Source organism: Mycoplasmopsis columbinasalis, from assembly GCF_900660705.1.
Lineage (GTDB): Bacteria > Bacillota_I > Bacilli_A > Mycoplasmatales > Metamycoplasmataceae > Mycoplasmopsis > Mycoplasmopsis columbinasalis.
This window is the reverse complement of the sequence record NZ_LR215043.1, coordinates 169,729-187,040: the sequence shown is the minus strand read 5'-3', so window position 1 is coordinate 187,040 and position 17,312 is coordinate 169,729. Positions and strand designations below refer to the sequence as shown.

16 protein-coding genes are annotated in these 17,312 nt (G+C 35.3%); all 16 read left to right on the top strand.

The window, feature by feature from the left end; translation table 4 throughout:
- Positions 1-269 precede the first annotated feature (269 nt).
- Positions 270-2,669 (top strand): P68 family surface lipoprotein, encoded by a 2,400-nt coding sequence (locus EXC55_RS00635; protein WP_129622772.1) that lies wholly within the window; start codon positions 270-272, stop codon positions 2,667-2,669.
- Between the two features lie 70 nt (positions 2,670-2,739).
- The gene (locus EXC55_RS00630; RefSeq protein ID WP_129622771.1) at positions 2,740-4,050 is read left to right on the top strand and encodes a hypothetical protein; all 1,311 of its coding nucleotides are present in this window, start codon (positions 2,740-2,742) and stop codon (positions 4,048-4,050) included.
- 3 nt (positions 4,051-4,053) lie between these two features.
- The gene (locus EXC55_RS00625) at positions 4,054-6,141 is read left to right on the top strand and encodes an ATP-binding cassette domain-containing protein (protein ID WP_129622770.1); all 2,088 of its coding nucleotides are present in this window, start codon (positions 4,054-4,056) and stop codon (positions 6,139-6,141) included.
- Complete coding sequence (locus EXC55_RS00620) at positions 6,125-7,207, top strand: carbohydrate ABC transporter permease (RefSeq protein WP_129622769.1); 1,083 nt, start codon at positions 6,125-6,127, stop codon at positions 7,205-7,207. Before EXC55_RS00625 ends, EXC55_RS00620 begins: the two co-directional genes overlap by 17 nt.
- Positions 7,146-8,138, top strand: coding sequence for a carbohydrate ABC transporter permease (locus EXC55_RS00615; protein ID WP_129622768.1), 993 nt, complete (start codon positions 7,146-7,148; stop codon positions 8,136-8,138). Before EXC55_RS00620 ends, EXC55_RS00615 begins: the two co-directional genes overlap by 62 nt.
- 3 nt (positions 8,139-8,141) lie before the next feature.
- Entirely contained in the window at positions 8,142-8,423 is a 282-nt protein-coding gene (locus tag EXC55_RS00610; RefSeq protein WP_129622767.1) for a hypothetical protein, read from the top strand.
- A gap of 8 nt (positions 8,424-8,431) precedes the next feature.
- Positions 8,432-9,850: a hypothetical protein gene (locus EXC55_RS00605; RefSeq protein WP_129622766.1), complete on the top strand. Its 1,419-nt coding sequence runs from the start codon at positions 8,432-8,434 to the stop codon at positions 9,848-9,850.
- A gap of 309 nt (positions 9,851-10,159) precedes the next feature.
- Positions 10,160-10,414 (top strand): hypothetical protein, encoded by a 255-nt coding sequence (locus EXC55_RS00600; RefSeq protein WP_129622765.1) that lies wholly within the window; start codon positions 10,160-10,162, stop codon positions 10,412-10,414.
- Positions 10,415-10,437: 23 nt separating this feature from the next.
- Positions 10,438-11,538 carry a hypothetical protein gene (locus EXC55_RS00595; protein ID WP_129622764.1) on the top strand — a complete coding sequence of 367 codons (1,101 nt, stop codon included), beginning with the start codon at positions 10,438-10,440 and terminating at the stop codon, positions 11,536-11,538.
- Complete coding sequence (locus tag EXC55_RS00590; protein WP_165001859.1) at positions 11,474-13,168, top strand: hypothetical protein; 1,695 nt, start codon at positions 11,474-11,476, stop codon at positions 13,166-13,168. The genes EXC55_RS00595 and EXC55_RS00590 overlap by 65 nt, the downstream gene beginning before the upstream one ends.
- A gap of 127 nt (positions 13,169-13,295) precedes the next feature.
- Entirely contained in the window at positions 13,296-13,658 is a 363-nt protein-coding gene (locus tag EXC55_RS00585; RefSeq protein WP_129622762.1) for an Mbov_0395 family pilin-like conjugal transfer protein, read from the top strand.
- Between the two features lie 34 nt (positions 13,659-13,692).
- Positions 13,693-14,883: an Mbov_0396 family ICE element transmembrane protein gene (locus EXC55_RS00580; RefSeq protein WP_129622761.1), complete on the top strand. Its 1,191-nt coding sequence runs from the start codon at positions 13,693-13,695 to the stop codon at positions 14,881-14,883.
- A 136-nt stretch (positions 14,884-15,019) separates the two neighbouring features.
- Positions 15,020-16,024: a hypothetical protein gene (locus EXC55_RS00575; protein ID WP_129622760.1), complete on the top strand. Its 1,005-nt coding sequence runs from the start codon at positions 15,020-15,022 to the stop codon at positions 16,022-16,024.
- Between the two features lie 15 nt (positions 16,025-16,039).
- Positions 16,040-16,321 carry a hypothetical protein gene (locus EXC55_RS00570; RefSeq protein ID WP_129622759.1) on the top strand — a complete coding sequence of 94 codons (282 nt, stop codon included), beginning with the start codon at positions 16,040-16,042 and terminating at the stop codon, positions 16,319-16,321.
- An 85-nt stretch (positions 16,322-16,406) separates the two neighbouring features.
- Positions 16,407-16,787, top strand: a complete 381-nt coding sequence (locus tag EXC55_RS00565) for a hypothetical protein (RefSeq protein WP_129622758.1) — start codon at positions 16,407-16,409, stop codon at positions 16,785-16,787.
- The gene (locus EXC55_RS00560) at positions 16,780-17,310 is read left to right on the top strand and encodes a hypothetical protein (protein ID WP_129622757.1); all 531 of its coding nucleotides are present in this window, start codon (positions 16,780-16,782) and stop codon (positions 17,308-17,310) included. Before EXC55_RS00565 ends, EXC55_RS00560 begins: the two co-directional genes overlap by 8 nt.
- The last annotated feature ends 2 nt before the right edge of the window (positions 17,311-17,312 follow it).

Below are 17,312 nucleotides of genomic sequence, written 5' to 3'. Positions count from 1 at the left end.
GTTTTTGATGTACAAAATTTTAAAACTAAAACATAAAAGCAAAAATTTAATAAATCAAACAATTTTTAGCAAAATAACTATAAATTGATAAAAAATGCAATTTTTAGTGTTTAAAATAAGACTTTTCATACTTTTTTCATAGTTAATTATTTGTCTCAACAGTAATTAAACTTTTAGTTTCATATGTTTTCTTATAATTAGTTAGCAATTAGTGCCAAATTAAACTTGGTATTAAATTGGTTAAATTTGTTTTATGGAGAAATTTTAGAATGGCAAAAAATAAGAAAACCAAATGACTTTTAGGGGGGGGCTTTACTCTAACTAGTTTAGTTCCTTTGTTAGCTGTAAGCTGTGGTACTGAATCTTCAACCAGCACTGAATCTTCAACCGAAATTCTTGACACTGTTGATTCAGTCTTTGCGAGCAGTAAAAAACAAACGCCAGATGTAACAATTAGTGATGATTGACTTAAAAAAAATCCGAAGGAAATAAAATTTGGCGTAACTTTTAGTCGTAATGGCGTTCAATACAGCGCACTTAACGCTGTAGTAGAAATGTACAATAAGCAAAAAGGAGTAAAAGAACAAAGATTAGAAGAGCTTAAAGCAAAAGGCGAAAACTTAACAGACGATGAAAAAACAGAAAAAGCTGATATCACAAAATTCCTTGACAACTTTGTACCAGTTAAAATAGATGTTAAGGCTGGTGGTTATGAAGGTGCTGAAACTTCACTTCAAACTGCAATTGAAAATTCAGCAATAAATGAGCTAGTTAGTTTAACATTCAATTATGCTTCTACTGCATCTATGTTGGCTACTAAGGGTATGCTTTTGAATTTTTATTCATCTGCTGACCCAAACATTTCAAGTGATTTTACCAATTTTAATAGTGACTTTACTACAGACAACGTTAAGACTTCAAACATTCAAAATACCGGAACATGAATTTTACCTGCTGCAAAAAGCAGTAATGTCACTGGAGTAAACTCACCTGTTTTACACTACTTATTAAAAGTTCTTGAAGAAAGTGGAGCAAAAATTGAACTAACATCTTATGAAACTTTAGGGGAACACGCAAAAACCGATTTAGAATCAGTAAAAAAACTTTGAGGTGAAAGAAACCCAGAAGTTAATAATGGAAACCTAATCATTAACGATAAAACGTTTTCTACATTAGAAGGTTTGCTTGCTTTTGGAACAGCAGTAAAAAATACTCTTAAACAAACAGATGAACAAAAGAAAAATACTGTTGTGCTTGGTATAGATGACATCGCCGGAGTTTTAGCAACAACAAGTTATGCTTATTTGAATGGCGATGACGACAAAATGTTTATCAAATCCAGCTTAGACAAATCAAATACTCGTGTTGTGGACACAAGTAATTTTGAAAGTAAAAATTCTCGAATTTCCAAAAAATTAGACGAAACATTCAACTCACTTGTTAACGCAATGAAAGTTAATGCTGTTAGATTATTTGCTGCTGGAGTTTATGGGTCAAACGATCTTGCAAGACACAAAATGGCACTTAACATCGGGTCTACAGCTGGGTACAGTCATAATTACTTAAAAACACCTCCTACTTACTTTGAATTTGTTAAGGACAACAAGAAACAAGCAATCGAAGAAGGAACGAACCTTGACTTTGTGAAAATTTGAAAAGTTGAGGATGGACTTCTTAGTTTTGACAAATACCAAAATCGTATTTTAACTTCTACTTTAGCAAATGATGATGCATCATACTATTATAAAAAAGGTGATCAAACTTCACTTGACAATGCTAAAAAGCATTCATTTGTAGCAAAGGACAAGCAGACCGATGAAAAGTTAGTTGCTGTTTCAAAAAAAATTTCTTCAACTACTGACAAAAGTGAAGATTATAAAAATTACAATAATCTTTTCATTTTTGTTGAAATTAAGACTGACGAAGATGATCCAGTAGGTAAAGCTAAGCATACGATTTTGGATGAAATCGCTAATACTCCAAATTCACCATTAAATAGATTGGGCGAATTTAAAAAAGGAGCTCCTAAAGAAGAAAAAACTTTTGTTGGTTATGTAACAACTGGTAGTTTGAATGGCACCTTTGGTAATATCACAGGAAAAATGTTCACAAGAACAAACGCTGATGTTCTTAATCAAAATGAATTAAACGTTTTTGCTGCTCCAACACGACTAACTAAAGATGACAAAACAAATGTTGTTTATGTTCAAGGTCCATCGTTGATTGGTGTTAGATTAAACAAAACATTAGACAACGGGACAAGACAATTTGTGAAGTTTTTCTTAGATCAAACTAAAAAGTACGATTTCGAAGTTCCTGACCGCAATAAAACAAAAATAATTAATGCTTTTCCAATTGACTTCTTTTCGCAACAGGCTTCATATGTGTTTCCATCCAAATCATTAACACAAAATGATAACAGCAATATTTACCTTAAAACAACAATTGCAGAATTTATTAAAGTTAATCAAACAAAAAATGCGGACGAAAAATATATTGCTTATTCAGAACCTGCTTCAACAGAATCATCGAAATTTAGAAAATCATTGAAAGCTGTTTGATCAGGAATTAACAACGAAATTATAAATGGCGAATATGATGACAAAAAAACATACGACACAGCAATCATTGATGCAGTGAAACTTCAATTCAATAATAAAAAAGCTTAATTTAACTAAATAAAAAAATATGATGACACAATAATTTCAATTATTGTGTTTATCTATCTTTTATGGTAAAATGAAGAAAAAAGCAAAATTATTTTGTTCAATTTCGCTGCCTGCCATTGCATTTTCCGTTGTTTCCGTTAGTTGTCAAAACTCTAATATCAAACTTAATTCTGCATTATCAGAACCTCTTACTGCTGAAAATATTGTTGCTGATAAAAAAGTAACTACCCAAGCAGCAACAATCGATAGCATTAAAGCTTATTTAAACAAAAATTTCAAACCAAATTTTCAATATGTTAATGATAAAGTAACAATTAATGATTATTGACGTACCAAAAAAATGATTAAGCCAGTTTATGGCGTTTCAACCTTTGAATTAGTTATTGAAAATAACAAAAAATTTGAGCATTTCTTATTTGATTTAGATTCGATTTATTTTGATAAGGAGATCGATGCTAATAAAACTACATCTGAGCAAAATAATGAACTTAAAACAAATAGAGTTTTTTCATATCGTGTCTACTTTAAAAACTCAAATAAGTGATACATGATTAATAACTTTAGTTACCAATATAAAGTACCTGTAACAATTAATTTAGGTAACCCCGCAGAAAGTTCAACGAAAATTAATCCACAGATTTTGCGCGAAATCAAAGATATTGATTGAGATGCAAGCAAACAATCTTGAGTTGAAGCAGAAATTTTAGCTTGAGCAGACGGTGACACCATTTCTGATTTTAAAATCATTAGTGAACCTGACAAAAGTGTTAAATCTGGTTTATGGGACTTATGAAAAGAGGATAGTTCAAATGAACGCAAACCTGACAGTGGTTCAAGAAAAATTAGATTAATAAATATTGACACACCAGAAAAGGCCGTTGACAAAACTATAGCTCCTCCATTTGAATTTCAATATGCAAAAAAAGCAACTGATTTTGCTGAAAGTAATTTTGGTCCTGGTCAAAAATATAACAGAGGTCGTATTTGATTTACTGGTGACAAAGATAAGTATAACCGATGAACTGCTGAATTTTTCTTTGGTGACAAGTTTCAATATGCCTATAGCGTCGAGATTTTAAATCATGGGTGAACTTTACCTTTTAATGAAGAAACCGCTCCGGTTGCGAATTTGCATAATTTTGAAAGTAATAAATATACGTTGTTACCAGCAGCGAATGCTTTTAATTCGGCAATTGCTAATAGAAGAGGTATGTTTCACGATTTTCCTCATCCAGCAGGAGCAGCTAATGCAATTTACAGGCTAAAACCATCGTCAGATTATGAGCGTTTCTTGCCTACAAATGAAAATAATATTTTTGAATACAATAGTGTCAAACCAGAGTATTCTGATCCTATTGCAGGTATTAAATATAAGGAATAAAAGATGAAAATAATTAACTTTCTCCTTGACAAAATTACAAAAAAAGTAGTCAAATTCAATGACAAAGATGAGCAAGAATATGAACGTCTTGGAAAGATAATTACTGAAGTTGGTCATAAAAAACAACTTCCAGCAATCGAATTGAAAAATGTTTTCATTGACTTTGGTGAAACTTTAGCTGTTGATGACGCAAGTTTTACAATTTCAGAAGGCTCTCTAGTTACTTTACTTGGGCCTTCTGGTTCTGGCAAAACAACTACACTTAATGCTATCTCAGGTTTATTAACTATCACTAGTGGTAATGTTTATTTTAGAGGCAAAGATGTTACTAAGTTGCCACCACAAAAGCGGAAATTGGGTTTTGTTTTCCAAAACTATGCTCTTTATCCGCATATGAGCGTATACGCAAACATCGCTTTTCCTTTAAAAAATGACATTGAATGACAAAATAAAGTGATTTTAAAAAGAAACACAGCATTAAACGAAATTCGATTCACTTACTTAAAAGCGCTTGGTTGTGACGATGCTACTCTAAATGAACTGCATCAATTATGAAGAGTTTATCGTAAGATTGATCGCGAAACTTCGTTTGAATATTCAAACAAAATGGTTGAATTACGTAGAAATTTAGAAAAAGCAACAACCGACTATAAAATGTCAAAAGTTCACTATGTAGCTGAATTAAATGCTTCTTCGAGATTAGCACTAAAAGCTTTAGAAAGTTTAAAAGCATCTCAAAAAGAAAAGAAAGCAGTTATTAAAGATGAACTATCATTGCTAAAAAACACCCACCAGTTAGGCGTTGAAAGCGATTATGCTCAAACCAAATTTGTGAATGAATTAGAGTCTCCAGTCAAAAAAGTGAAACCAGAATCACTTGAACACGCTCAAAGTTTACTTAATCAAACGCAAGATAAGATCGCAGCTTTAGTCGAAGAAGACCGCAGTGGTTTTTGACCTAAAACCCAGATGAACTTGTTAAAACTTGAAACAAGATATATGAAGGATGCGATTTTTTACAAGTTTTACATTAAACAATTCCAAGTTATTGAAAAATACAAACCTTTTATTGCTGAACAAAAAGCTAAGTATTTAGCAGCTAAAAACGAATATAAAACTCTTAAAAATGATGCTGAAGCACAACAACTGCGTCGTAATTTTAAATATTTAAAATATCTTGCTTTAGCTAAATTCAATGCTAAATATACCGAAGTAGCACAGCAGTTTAATCTTGTTGAAATGATGGAACAAGATAAGAAGATCAAAAACGTACCTTTAAGTGATGAACAACGCGCTTACATTCGCGAACAACAAAAATCGGTGCTTACAATTCGAAAAGCAATTCACGAAGAAGTACTTGAAGTGGCTCGTCGCGTGGACATTATGCCAATTTTGAAGAAGAAACCAACTCGTTTATCTGGTGGGCAACAACAACGTGTGGCAATTGCACGTGCGATTGTGAAAAAACCTCAAATTCTCTTAATGGACGAGCCTCTTTCAAACCTTGACGCAAAACTTCGTATTTCAACTCGGCAATGAATTCGTGAAATTCAACAAAAACTTGGTATTACCACAGTGTTTGTTACCCACGACCAAGAAGAAGCAATGTCAATTAGTGATGTTATTGTTTGTATGTCAATGGCAAAAGTACAACAAATTGGTTCGCCAATGGAACTTTACCACAAACCAAAAAACAAATTTGTTGCTCGTTTCTTAGGAATGCCTGAAATGGCAATGTTACCAGGTCAATATAAAGATGGCGTGCTTTCTGTTTTTGATCACAAACTTGATGGTATTAAAATTAAAAATGTTGACCAAGCTAACTATAGCGTCGGAATTCGTGCTGAGGACTTTGAAGTCACAAGCGATAACAGTGGTCTTTTCAGTGGCCGTGTGAAGGCAGTTGAAAACTTTGGTAAGGAATCAAAATTAATTGTGGAACTACCAAACAAAGCGGACGCTAACTTCTTAATTGACAATAGATTCAGCTTTAAAGTAAACGACACAGTACACTTTAACATTCCTAAAGATCGTCTACACATCTTTGATGAATTAACAGAAAAGAGGGTGGAGTATGAAATTATCGAGTAGTTTCTGAGCTAAACTTTCGCAAAAATTTCCACTTTTCTATCGTTTTAGCGCTTACAAGCAAAGCAAAAATCGTGCTAATTCACTTTCTTATTCAATCATTGAAAAAGAAACTCCAACTTATAAACCACTGGCAATTTTAATGCCCACTATCTTCATTATTATTCTCTTTACCCTGATACCTTTATTTTTAAACTTTAAAGATGCTTTCACAGGTACAGCTGTAACAGCTAATGGTACTGAAATCCAAGTGTTCACTTTTGAGAATTTTAAAAATGTGGTTAACCATCCTAGCTTTGCCGTTGGTTTTCGTAACTCACTAATTTATGGTATGTTAGTGTTACCATTATCGCTCTCGGTGAGTTTATTAATTAGCAGTTGCATCGTGCATGTTTATCGTAAGTGAGCAAGGGGTTTTTGACAAACCATCTTCTTCTTACCATATATGACCAACGCGGTTGCTGTTTCACTTACTTTCTTGCAACTATTCGCACCAAATGGTTTTATTAACAAAATTTTTAACCAAGGAACCTATGGTTGGTTAGAAGCTAACGATCAGTTTACCTTCCGTGCACTTGTGCCACTGATTACACAAGGTGTGTGAGGATCATTAGCGTTTAATGTTTTAATCTTAACAACCGCAATGCTTTCGGTTGACAAAAACCAATATCGTTCAGCTTCAATCGATGGCATTTCGAATGTTAAACAATTCTTTTCAATTACTTTGCCATCAATTAAATCAACAACAACTTTCTTAATTACAATTGGAATTATTAACGGTGTGAAAGTGTTCCCACTTGCGATCTTTAACAACGACCCAAGTACAGCCATTACCAATGGTGGTGCTTCGCTTATGCTTTTGGTCTATAACTTCCTTAAAACTAATGAAAAAGCTTATGCTGCCGCGAGCGCGCTTGCTTTATTTGGGATTGGTGTGCTTTATTCAACTATTGTGCGTGGTGGATTTAGAACAATTGTCCAAGTAACATTTAACAAAGGAGAATCAGATGTTTGAAAAAAAATTAAAGCTTCAACAATGGTTTCTAAAAAAACGTCTCTCGCGCAATAAAGAAATTACAGCTAACCAAGTTCACGAAACCCGTTTTAGCGCGATGGCTGGTGGCTTGTTTCTCAAAATGTTAGCTCTTAGCTTCTTTGCGCTTATTGTTCTCTTTCCATTCTTCTTTATGATTATGATTGCTCTGATGTCAAAAGAGCAAGCTGATGCGCTCAAGACTGATTTCTCATTAATTCCAACAGACGGTTTGCACTTTGAAAACTTCGGTAAAGCTGCTAAGGGATCGCTAGTTACTTCTTATGGTGCTGCCCTTGGACTTACTTTTACCAATGTGTTATTTTCAATTGTGTTTAAAACTTTAATTACAATGTTAGCCGGTTATGCTTTTGCCCTTAAAAGGTGAAAGGGCAAGAACATTTTGTGATCATTCTTTATTGCCTTACTAGTGTTACCGGAAATTGCGCTGCTTTCAGGACAATACGCCGTAATTATTTATTTTGACAATACTTATCAAATTCGTTCGAGTTATGGCGGAATGGTAACAACTCTTGCGCTGCCTTTTATTGCGAGTGTATTTAGTGCCTTGATGTTTAGAAATGCTTTTGAAGCAATTCCAAACCGGATTAAAGAAGTGGCAGCAGTTGACGGAGCTACTGGCGCAAAATACTTTTTCAAAGTGGCTGTGCCAATGGTAACGCCAACAATGTTGACTGTGATTATTCTTACTGCACTTGCGTCATGAAACTCATACTTGTGACCATCACTTGTTGTCCCTGCTTCTTCAAATTACAGAGTGCTTTCACTTTGAATCTTCGAAGTGGGAATCGACCGTGAATCCTTAGATAGTGATGCGCGTGTGTTACAAAATATCAAAATGGCTGGTGTGATCTTGGCGATTTTACCAATGTTTGGTGCGTATTTACTCTTTAGAAAAAGAATTATGCGTTCAATTTCAAAACAAGGTAGCACGATTAAAGGATAACGTATGAATAAAGTTAATATCAAAGCCAAAACTGTGATTTGAATTGGAGCAGCTGTGATTGCTTTGCTTGTGATCATTTTGTCTTCAATTATTATTCACAACACATCGTTTATTCTCAATGAACTTAATTCCGTGGCAACAATTGACTTTGAATTCATTCGCCAAGCGCATACAGAACGTTCTTTCTCGATTGGTTTACTTGTGTTTTCAATTTTAATTTTCTCAATTGGTTCTTACATTGGTTATGCTGGAATTAAAAGCTGAAACTATAATGCTATTCTTTAGGAGTGACAATGCGAAAAAAACTTAAATTTTGCTTCATAACTACTGGTGCTGCACTTTCAGCTTTGACACCCCTTATTGCTTCGTCATGTTTTCTTAGTTTGCCAAAACAGCTTACTGACATTTATGACTATGCCAAAAACACTCGTTTTTATAACTTAAAACCATACGAAGAAGTTAATCCTAATGCTACGAAGTTGCAAAAATTCCTTTCACAACGGATTAACACTACTGAATCAAAATACATTGACTTGTCAGAACACTTTGGTTCGCTTACTTGAACTACTAACATCGCTTCCGATGATCTGCAAGATATGAAATCGATTGATGAAATTAAAGATGTGATCAAATATTACTTTGGTAGTTCGTACTTAAGTTATGACTTAGCGCTCAAGCTTGAAGACATTTTTAGAAAACAAATCACTGGTAAGTATGCTTTCTTTACCTATGGTTCACTCCAGCTCCCAAATGATAGTCTCTATCGTTACTTTTTAGAAGGAGCAAGCAAGGTCTACCATCAACATGAAACTAGTGGCCAGAAAAAGGAAGTTTCAGTAGCCACACATTTTGTTGATGTGTTTAATTATCTTGCTAAATATGGATTAAATCTCAATAATAAACAAACAGAAACTGGGATTCAGTCAGCTATGCCAGCGATCTTTGTGCCACTACGTTTCAATGATTTATTTGCTAACCATGGTGCCGCTGCCAACATTTTTGCCAAAGATTTGGAAGTTGATTCACCAAAATGGTTTGAATTCTTACGCGACCCATTCCATTTTCTTTTTCTCGATGACAATTTAACGCCAAATCCAGAGAACATTGAGTACAACAACTGAGAAAACTATGCACACAAAACTAAGCTCAACTATGATGAAATGGAAACCAAACGGAAGATTCGTTTGAACATTGATAAATATCTCAAAAGAGATGGTGATTTTTGCGGAGCACCAGTCGATGTTATTGCTCGTTACTTCGCGCAGATTTTCTTCTACAATAATCCAGTTGACACACAAGTAGGTTTTGCTTATAGTAAATCAAAACAAGACTTTATTTACTACTTAGAAGTATTTGATAAACTCGATAACAAGTACTACTATTTTGATGTAGCGGGTTTCTACAATCTTTATCAAGCTAAAGCGAAAGGTAATGCCAACTTTGCTGGTTTAGCTCTAACCGATGCTGATGTCAAAAACTTAATTTACACCAAAGACATTTTTGCAACTGATTGAACCTATAAACCGACTCTTAGTCTTAATGGCCAACAAAAAACTGACGCTGATGCTGATTATGAAACATTCGCGAACAATAAAAGCGTTGCAGTTGTATTGAAAGAAGATCCAACTCTGCTTAACAGATACGAGGATTCAGTTCCACTTTTATTAAAAGATCTTAGAAACATTGAATTTTACTCAAATTACAAGAAATAATATCTAATTACAAATTTCACAAATAGGAGTTTAAAACTCCTATTTTTTTATTTTTTTTATTTTTGCACAGTTTTGTACCGTCTGAAGAAGCAGACTTTGAAATTTTACAGAAAGGAGCAGTTATCAAACAAAGGGTTAAGTTCAAAGTTAGACCCAAACCTTTACTTAGCACTCTAATTACCGGGTGCTTAACTAACAAGCTCTTATTCACAAATTTAGCATACAAAACACAACACTTGAAGTAACGGTTTTTCGTAATGCTTGTTAGTTAAGCACTCACATTTGATAACTTGCTCAAAAGGAAATGCTATGACAAAATTCAAGACCAACAAAACTTTCAAAAAATCACACTGACTCATTGTTATGCTTGCTTTGTTCTTTCTTACCGCAATTGGTTTTGTTGCCTCCTTAATGTTTGTGCTTTTTGGTTCGAATCCACACATTGGCATTGTGTATGCTGTTTATACCGTGTTAGGAGCAAGCGGAGCATTTATGTTTAGTTTGTTTATTCTTTGTTTTGTCAATTTACTCCAAATTGTGAAACAAAAACGTGATGAAGTTTAACGAGAAGGCGAAAAAGTTAAAAAATGCCAGCAAAAACTAAAAAAACTAACGCTTTTGCCGAACTTAAGCATTTAAGTGTCGAGCAAATGAGCCAAATCAATTCCCACTTAAACACCACACCATCAATTCAAGACTTTTTGTTTGCAAATGAAATTTTGACTTACTTACCAAGTAACGAAGTTTCCTTAACGTTTTGGAAAACCAAAAGCAAAGATAGCACCATCAAGCAAAATTTTGTGCAGGAGCACACAATTATTCAGGAATATTTTGTCGCTTTACCGCCCTTAGAACAAAACGCAATTTTGTCTTACTTACACGCACAACAAATTAAGCCAAAACTAACAAACGACCCAGAATTTGCCAACCTTAGCGCAGACTTTGTAACTATTTGTGACAACAACGAAGCGTTACCAAACTTTACGGAATATTTAACAAGTTCCAATTTGCGCCACTTTGACACTTTGTTTGCGCAAATCACACAAAACGGTGTTAAGTTAGACCACACCAACAAACACTTTTGACTTTTAAAGCAAATGTTTTGAGTGCAAGACCACTTTAGCACTAACTATCTTTATTTGCAAATTTTGCCGCAAACAACTAATTCCCTTGGCTTTACTCTTTGTGCGGAATGAAGTGTAATTCGTACTTTTTGTGATAGTTTAGACAGTGCCCAACTTAAAGTTTGTTTCGAACATTTAAAAACACTAAACCCGAAAGCCCACGCGGCACTAAGCAAGCTTTATGCCGCCCAACTAAACATTGTGCAAGCACCACCGAAAGCTAAAAAAGCAAAACCAGCAACCAAACCAAACGAACATTTAGTTGATTTGGTTGAAGCAATTGTGAACAAGCTAAACGAAGCAAACAAAGACGCCACACCAATTCCAAGTCTAAGCGAATTTTTCCAAAGCAACAATATTCACACACAAAACAAAGTTTTGTACGCCCAATTCGATACCAACAACCGCATTCAAACTTTACTTTCACCCCAACAAATTATGAATAACTATTTGACGACTTTATCAACCGAGGTGCAAAGCCAAGTGAAGAATTTGCTAAGTGAGCGTTTATTTGCCAACTTTGCGCAACCCCGCGATGAACAAAGCGAACAAGCGAAAACTTAAACATTTTGTGTTGCCAACTTTGTGCTTTGCACCGCTTATTGCCACAAGCTGTTTTAGTGTTAGAGAAGGAGCCGGGGCGGCATTAGCACCCCGACCCGGCAGTGACACAATCAGCACATCCGCCAACACGCAAAACCAACCGATCGTGCGCAAAGTGACAGTACAAAACCAAAACTTTTGAATTGCACAGCAAGACAATTATGTACTTTCGCCAGTGTGAATTGAGGCAGCGCAGCATTCAAGCAAAGAATTAGCACAATTAATTCCCAGTGTTACAACAATTACGCTAACAGATAACCAACTTAGCACCCAAGCGCTAACGCCTTTGTTTACATTAATTGAAACAATCTGAAACCAACACGGAGTAAATGCACAATACCGCACCAACTTTAAGTCCATAGTAACAAATTTAGAGCACGTTTTTAACCAACGCTTTACCAGCGAACAAAAAAACGAAATTAAAGCCACTGTGAACTTTTTTCACCAAGGAGACAACAATGAACCAAACCAAAATTGCGAACATGCTGCAGAAAATGCAGCGCAAAATGAACCGCAAACTTATTGTGACACTCAAGCAGAAGACAACCCCAATGAACCCACAGAGGCGCAATTCCAAGACTATTACCAAAGTATAAGTTTTTATCTTAATTTAAGTGGCCAGAACACTTTACCCGACCAAGTCGACAACCCCAGCGATGTTAAAAATCCCTTTGCCAATGAACCTTTAATTAAATTCTTTGCCGATATGGACTTTTTTGACATTGTTTCCCAAGGTTTTACCGGTATTGCCACCATTGAAGCTTTAAGCAAAATTAAACAAGACTTTGACAAAGCGAACCCGGCAGCTTTTGCCCCTTACGCGGTGCTTAAGGCCAACCATAGCAACGCGTATACGTTAGATGACTTTGACCCCAACGGCACTTACCGCGTAAATGAGCAAAATATTGTGACGCAGTTTGCCAAGGAACAAGTGCTCAATGCACCTTTTGCAAATTCCTGAAGCGAATCTGACCTTTTTCTAGCCACACAGACACCGCAAAATGCGTTAGTTAACTTTAACGACGAAGATGGCACCAAAAAGCAAGAGTGAAGTATCTTTTATGCCCAGTTTTTACAATGTGCCATCGCCCAAAAGTGAATTGCTTTAATGCAACACATTTTACACCAAGGAACTAATTATGACTTAGAGGATTTACGTGCTGATGTACACATCAAAGCCAAAATCGAAGCTTACTTAGACGCATTGTTAACTTTTGCGCAGTTAAATTGAACTATTGGTCTAATGCTTAGTAATGAAACTAAACCTAACTTATTGCTTTTCCCCACGAGCCCACAATTGGCATTTGCAGGCACTCATGCGTGAGTTTTAGACCAAATTCAAGGTGTCGCCTTACCTTTGCTTTACGTGCTTTTAAACACGCAGGAAGAGCAAAACGAACTTAAGACTAAGTACCACCAAACTTTTTTTCAAGACGGCCAAGAACTTAGTCTAAAGCGCAAATACAACATTTTCAACCAAGCGTTAGCGCAAAGTGATGGTTTAGAGATAACAATTGCTAATTTTGACGACCTTACAACGCAAGCAGAGAGTAAAGTGCAAACGCTTTTAAATTCTTTAGCATTCCATTAATTTTGGCACGCTTTCATTTTCACGCTCCAACTAAGGAAACAAACAAATTCACAAATTTTGTCAAAATGGGAATTTTTTGGGAAAAACATTGGCAAATTAACACCAAACTCACTTTAGAAAGGATGAAATGAATTTCATAACACAATTAGCAGAAACATCGCCAACCGAAACTCAAAAAATCGGAATTGAAACAATTAACAAACAAGCTTATAGCATAGGCTCACAAATCTGAAAATTTGGTGCTGCGTTCTTAGGAATTGGCTTAGTAATTGCAATTGGTTTTATTATCTATTTTGCCTTAAAACTAATTATGTCCAACGACCAGGAGCATACGGAAAAATATATGCTCAAAATCAAAATTTCTGTGCTTGCGCTTGGCATTGTTGTGGGCGTGCTCTTAATTGTTTCCTTTATTGTACCGACCGTAATTGAGTTATTTTCAAAATCAAACCCCTTAAGTGCTTTGAACAAAAGCGATAAAGTGAGTTAAATTGTTTAATTGAATATACTATGCCATTTTCCAAATGTTTTGAACATTTAATTTCTTTGCGTTCAACATTTTAAAAGGAATTTTGTGACTTTTTCACCAGGTGGCCGTGGAATTTCCCTTTCGCGTTATTCTAGGAATTTCCTCCACCCAGCCCTTAAGCGATATTAGTCTCCCGCGACTTTTTATTGTCTTTTCGCTTATTGTTGTTGTTTCTTTCATTGGCTTTGTGTTAGTAGGTTATTTTCGTTCTATCAACCACGACACTGAATCGGGCAAAAAGCCAGCCATTATTAGTACTCTAAAATATGCTTTCTTATCAACTATTTGACTTATAACTATTCCCATTGCGTTCTATTTAATTTCATCTTTCGCGATACAACTAATTAACGCCTTTTTGTTTAGTAACGGCCAGCCGGCGCTAACAGACACTTTACTTAAAGCAATGTATATGAAAGAATGGGAAGCTAATGGGCTTACACTCGAACGGTGAATTACGGAAGTAAACCAAAATAACTTTTGAATTACAAAAAACGTTTTTAACGCGATGAATTCCGGTGATGGTGTCAAAACAAACATTAGCGGTTACATCTTAATTATTGGTGCCGCTTACGCGGTGATAATGAGCTTTATTCGTCTGGTGGAATTTATTTTTCACCTGGTGATTTTATTCTTTGTCGCGCCGTTTTCGGCAGCTGGTTCGTTATTAGATGATGGTTTAAGTATCAAAAAGTGAAACCGTAAGTTTTGGTCGAAAAACATTGTCGTTTATTCGATGTTACTAAGCTTAATTATTTTTGGCTTTGTTGTCGAAATGGCAGTTGATTTTTTAAACACTTTAAATTTATATTGAGTAGTCAAAATTGTCTTTTTAGCTTTAATCACCATCGGCAGTTGCTTTGCGTGTTTATCGTTTACCTCCATTGTAGCTAACTTAATCGGCGAAGAAATTTCCGTGCGTAAGAACGTGGCGAATTTGAAAGCCAAAGCTGCGTCATTTAAAGTCCTTAAAAGTCCGAAAGCAACTAAAACCACTAAAGCTAAACCTGGCACCAAACCGGCCTTACAACGCAATCAAAAAACCCTAATGAAACGCAATCAAGCATTCAAACCGCAACAACTAATGCAACGCGGACAGGTAAATAAAACCCAATCAATGCGTGAGCGTTTAAAGCAAGCGTTAGTTAAGGCTAACGCCACCCAACAAGCCACTAAACCTAACATTTAAACACAAAGGAACTATGTCGACAATTTTAAACTTACACACTATTCCACCTTAAAAGCACGAATTTTGTGTTCATTATCACACAAATTTTTTGTTTAGACCTATTTTTTAGATGTATTCACCAAACAAGGAACCACAAATGAACCCATTAACAACCACTTTTCTAATTGCTTTTGATGCTGAATTAAAGACCGCACAACAACCCTCCTTTCTTAATTTTTTAAATACGCACGCTATTTGCACTGTGCCACAGGCAAAACAACTTTTGCAAGACGTTTTTAACCCCAAAGGTAAAAACGACGCTATTTTAAAGGTTAGTGCACATTTTCTTAATGCTAATTACGATGCCAACCAAACTTTCACCATTGACTTAACCACCGGCACCACGCAACTATTGAAACCCGCAAGCAAGCAAATTGTGCAAAATGGGAATTTTTTGGGAAAAAATGCAACTAACCAAGCGCAAAAACAGTGCACAGCCAAGCAAATTTTTACACCCACCACTTTTCGTAAATACCTATGCGATAGCTTTTTTCTTTGCAAGGTAAGCGACCAAAACATTTTACTTTACGACCAATTAACAAAGTTAAATCGTGATGCGTTTGTGAGTTTGCAACCAAGCGATAAAACCGGCAAAAATTTTGTGTTAGACACAACAATTGATGCAGCCGTGTGAGCAAGTTTGTGCCAAAGTTTTTTGACTTATGAACTCAAACATTGACTCTACCGCGATATTTTTCGCTTTTTAAGTGAGCAGTTAGAATGCAAACTTAATACTAACAAATGACTTTTTCTAACCACAATGGCTTATAGTTTGTTAATTAATGCTAACTTACACCATAAACTCGACACCTTCCTTGGTTTCATCAAACGCCACAAGCACCAATTACTCTCTAAGTATCGTTTAGTGCACGGCGACAAAATCGTCCAAATGTTACCTTTTATTCAAAAGTATTACATTCCTTACTTACGCCGTAATACCAACAACCTTTATATTCACAGCTTAATTAACGGTTTAGAACAAAGCATCAACCCCCACACCAACCGCCAGTATCGTCAATGTTTCGACTTAACTAAACCTTTTGGTAACGCTTTTGTTGCAGCTAACAAATGCCTTATTTTGCATTATCAAGATAAAAAATAGTTAAAAAAGGAATTTATGGAATTTTCACACTTAAATTTAACTAAAGCAAGAGCAGCGTTAGAACCTTTACGCCAACTCAACAACAAAGAATACAACCGACTTAGACACAAAATCTTAACCATAGAAGACAACACTCAAGTCTTAGCAGAGCGCATGGGGTGATACCAAAACGGAAAACCTTTATTTTTGCAAAAGAAAGAATTATTGCTTATTGAAGAAATTAACAAAGTCTTAGCGCGCCAGAAGCGAGAAGCAGCTAAAAACAACAACAAGGAAGCAGCAAACGTTTCGACTTAACTAAACCTTTTGGCAACACTTTTGCCGAAACTAACAAACGCTTTATTTTGCATTATCAAGACAAAAATAGTCAGAAAGGGAACTTATGAATTTTTCAAACATTAATTTTTCAGATATTAAATTTTCAGACATTAAAATTTCAGACTTTAGTTACGCTAAAGCAAGAGCAGCGTTAGAACCTTTACGCCAACTCAACAACGAAGAATATAACTGATTTAGACACAAAATCATAACCATTGAATACGCAAATTGACGACGTTTTGCAGACGCCACGGATGCAGTCGCAAAGAGAAACCTTTTAATTTATCATTTAAGAAATTCAGAAGAGAATGAATTACTTCTTATTGAAGAAATTAACGAAGTCATAGCACGAGAGCAACGAAAATTAGCGCGTGCGCAGCGAAAATTAGCGCGAGAGCAACGAGAAGCAGCTAAAAATAACAACAAGGAAGCAGCAAATGTTTAGACCACCAAACCAAACAACTTACTTATTCAAAATTTTGCCACTTAAAAGTGACTTTTGAGAAAGTACCACCTATGAAAAAACTAACTATCGCCACAATGTACTTATTATTGCGCAAGATAAAAATAAACACTATTTTTACTTTGTACCTTTAGTAATGCCCCGTACGCCACAAGCGAGCTTTTACGCCCTTACCGTCCAGCACGGACGCCTTAAATATCACCTTTTGCACGACTTAGTTTATCGTATTGACCAACAGACTTTCAAAAATTGAATTGCTTTAAATGACGATGAAATCAATAAGCGTAAGCAAATTGCACCCAAAGCAAAAGTTCAAATTTGAGATATGTTTGCGCCCCGCTTTCAGACTTTAACAAATCGCCTTGAATATTTAAATACAACTTATAGCAGCCATATCGACCCCGCCATCGAACGCTTTGACATCTATAATATAGGCACAAACACAAAATTACCAAGCCGACAACCCAAAGTATGTAAGAACTTATTCGAAATTTTTGAATTTTAATT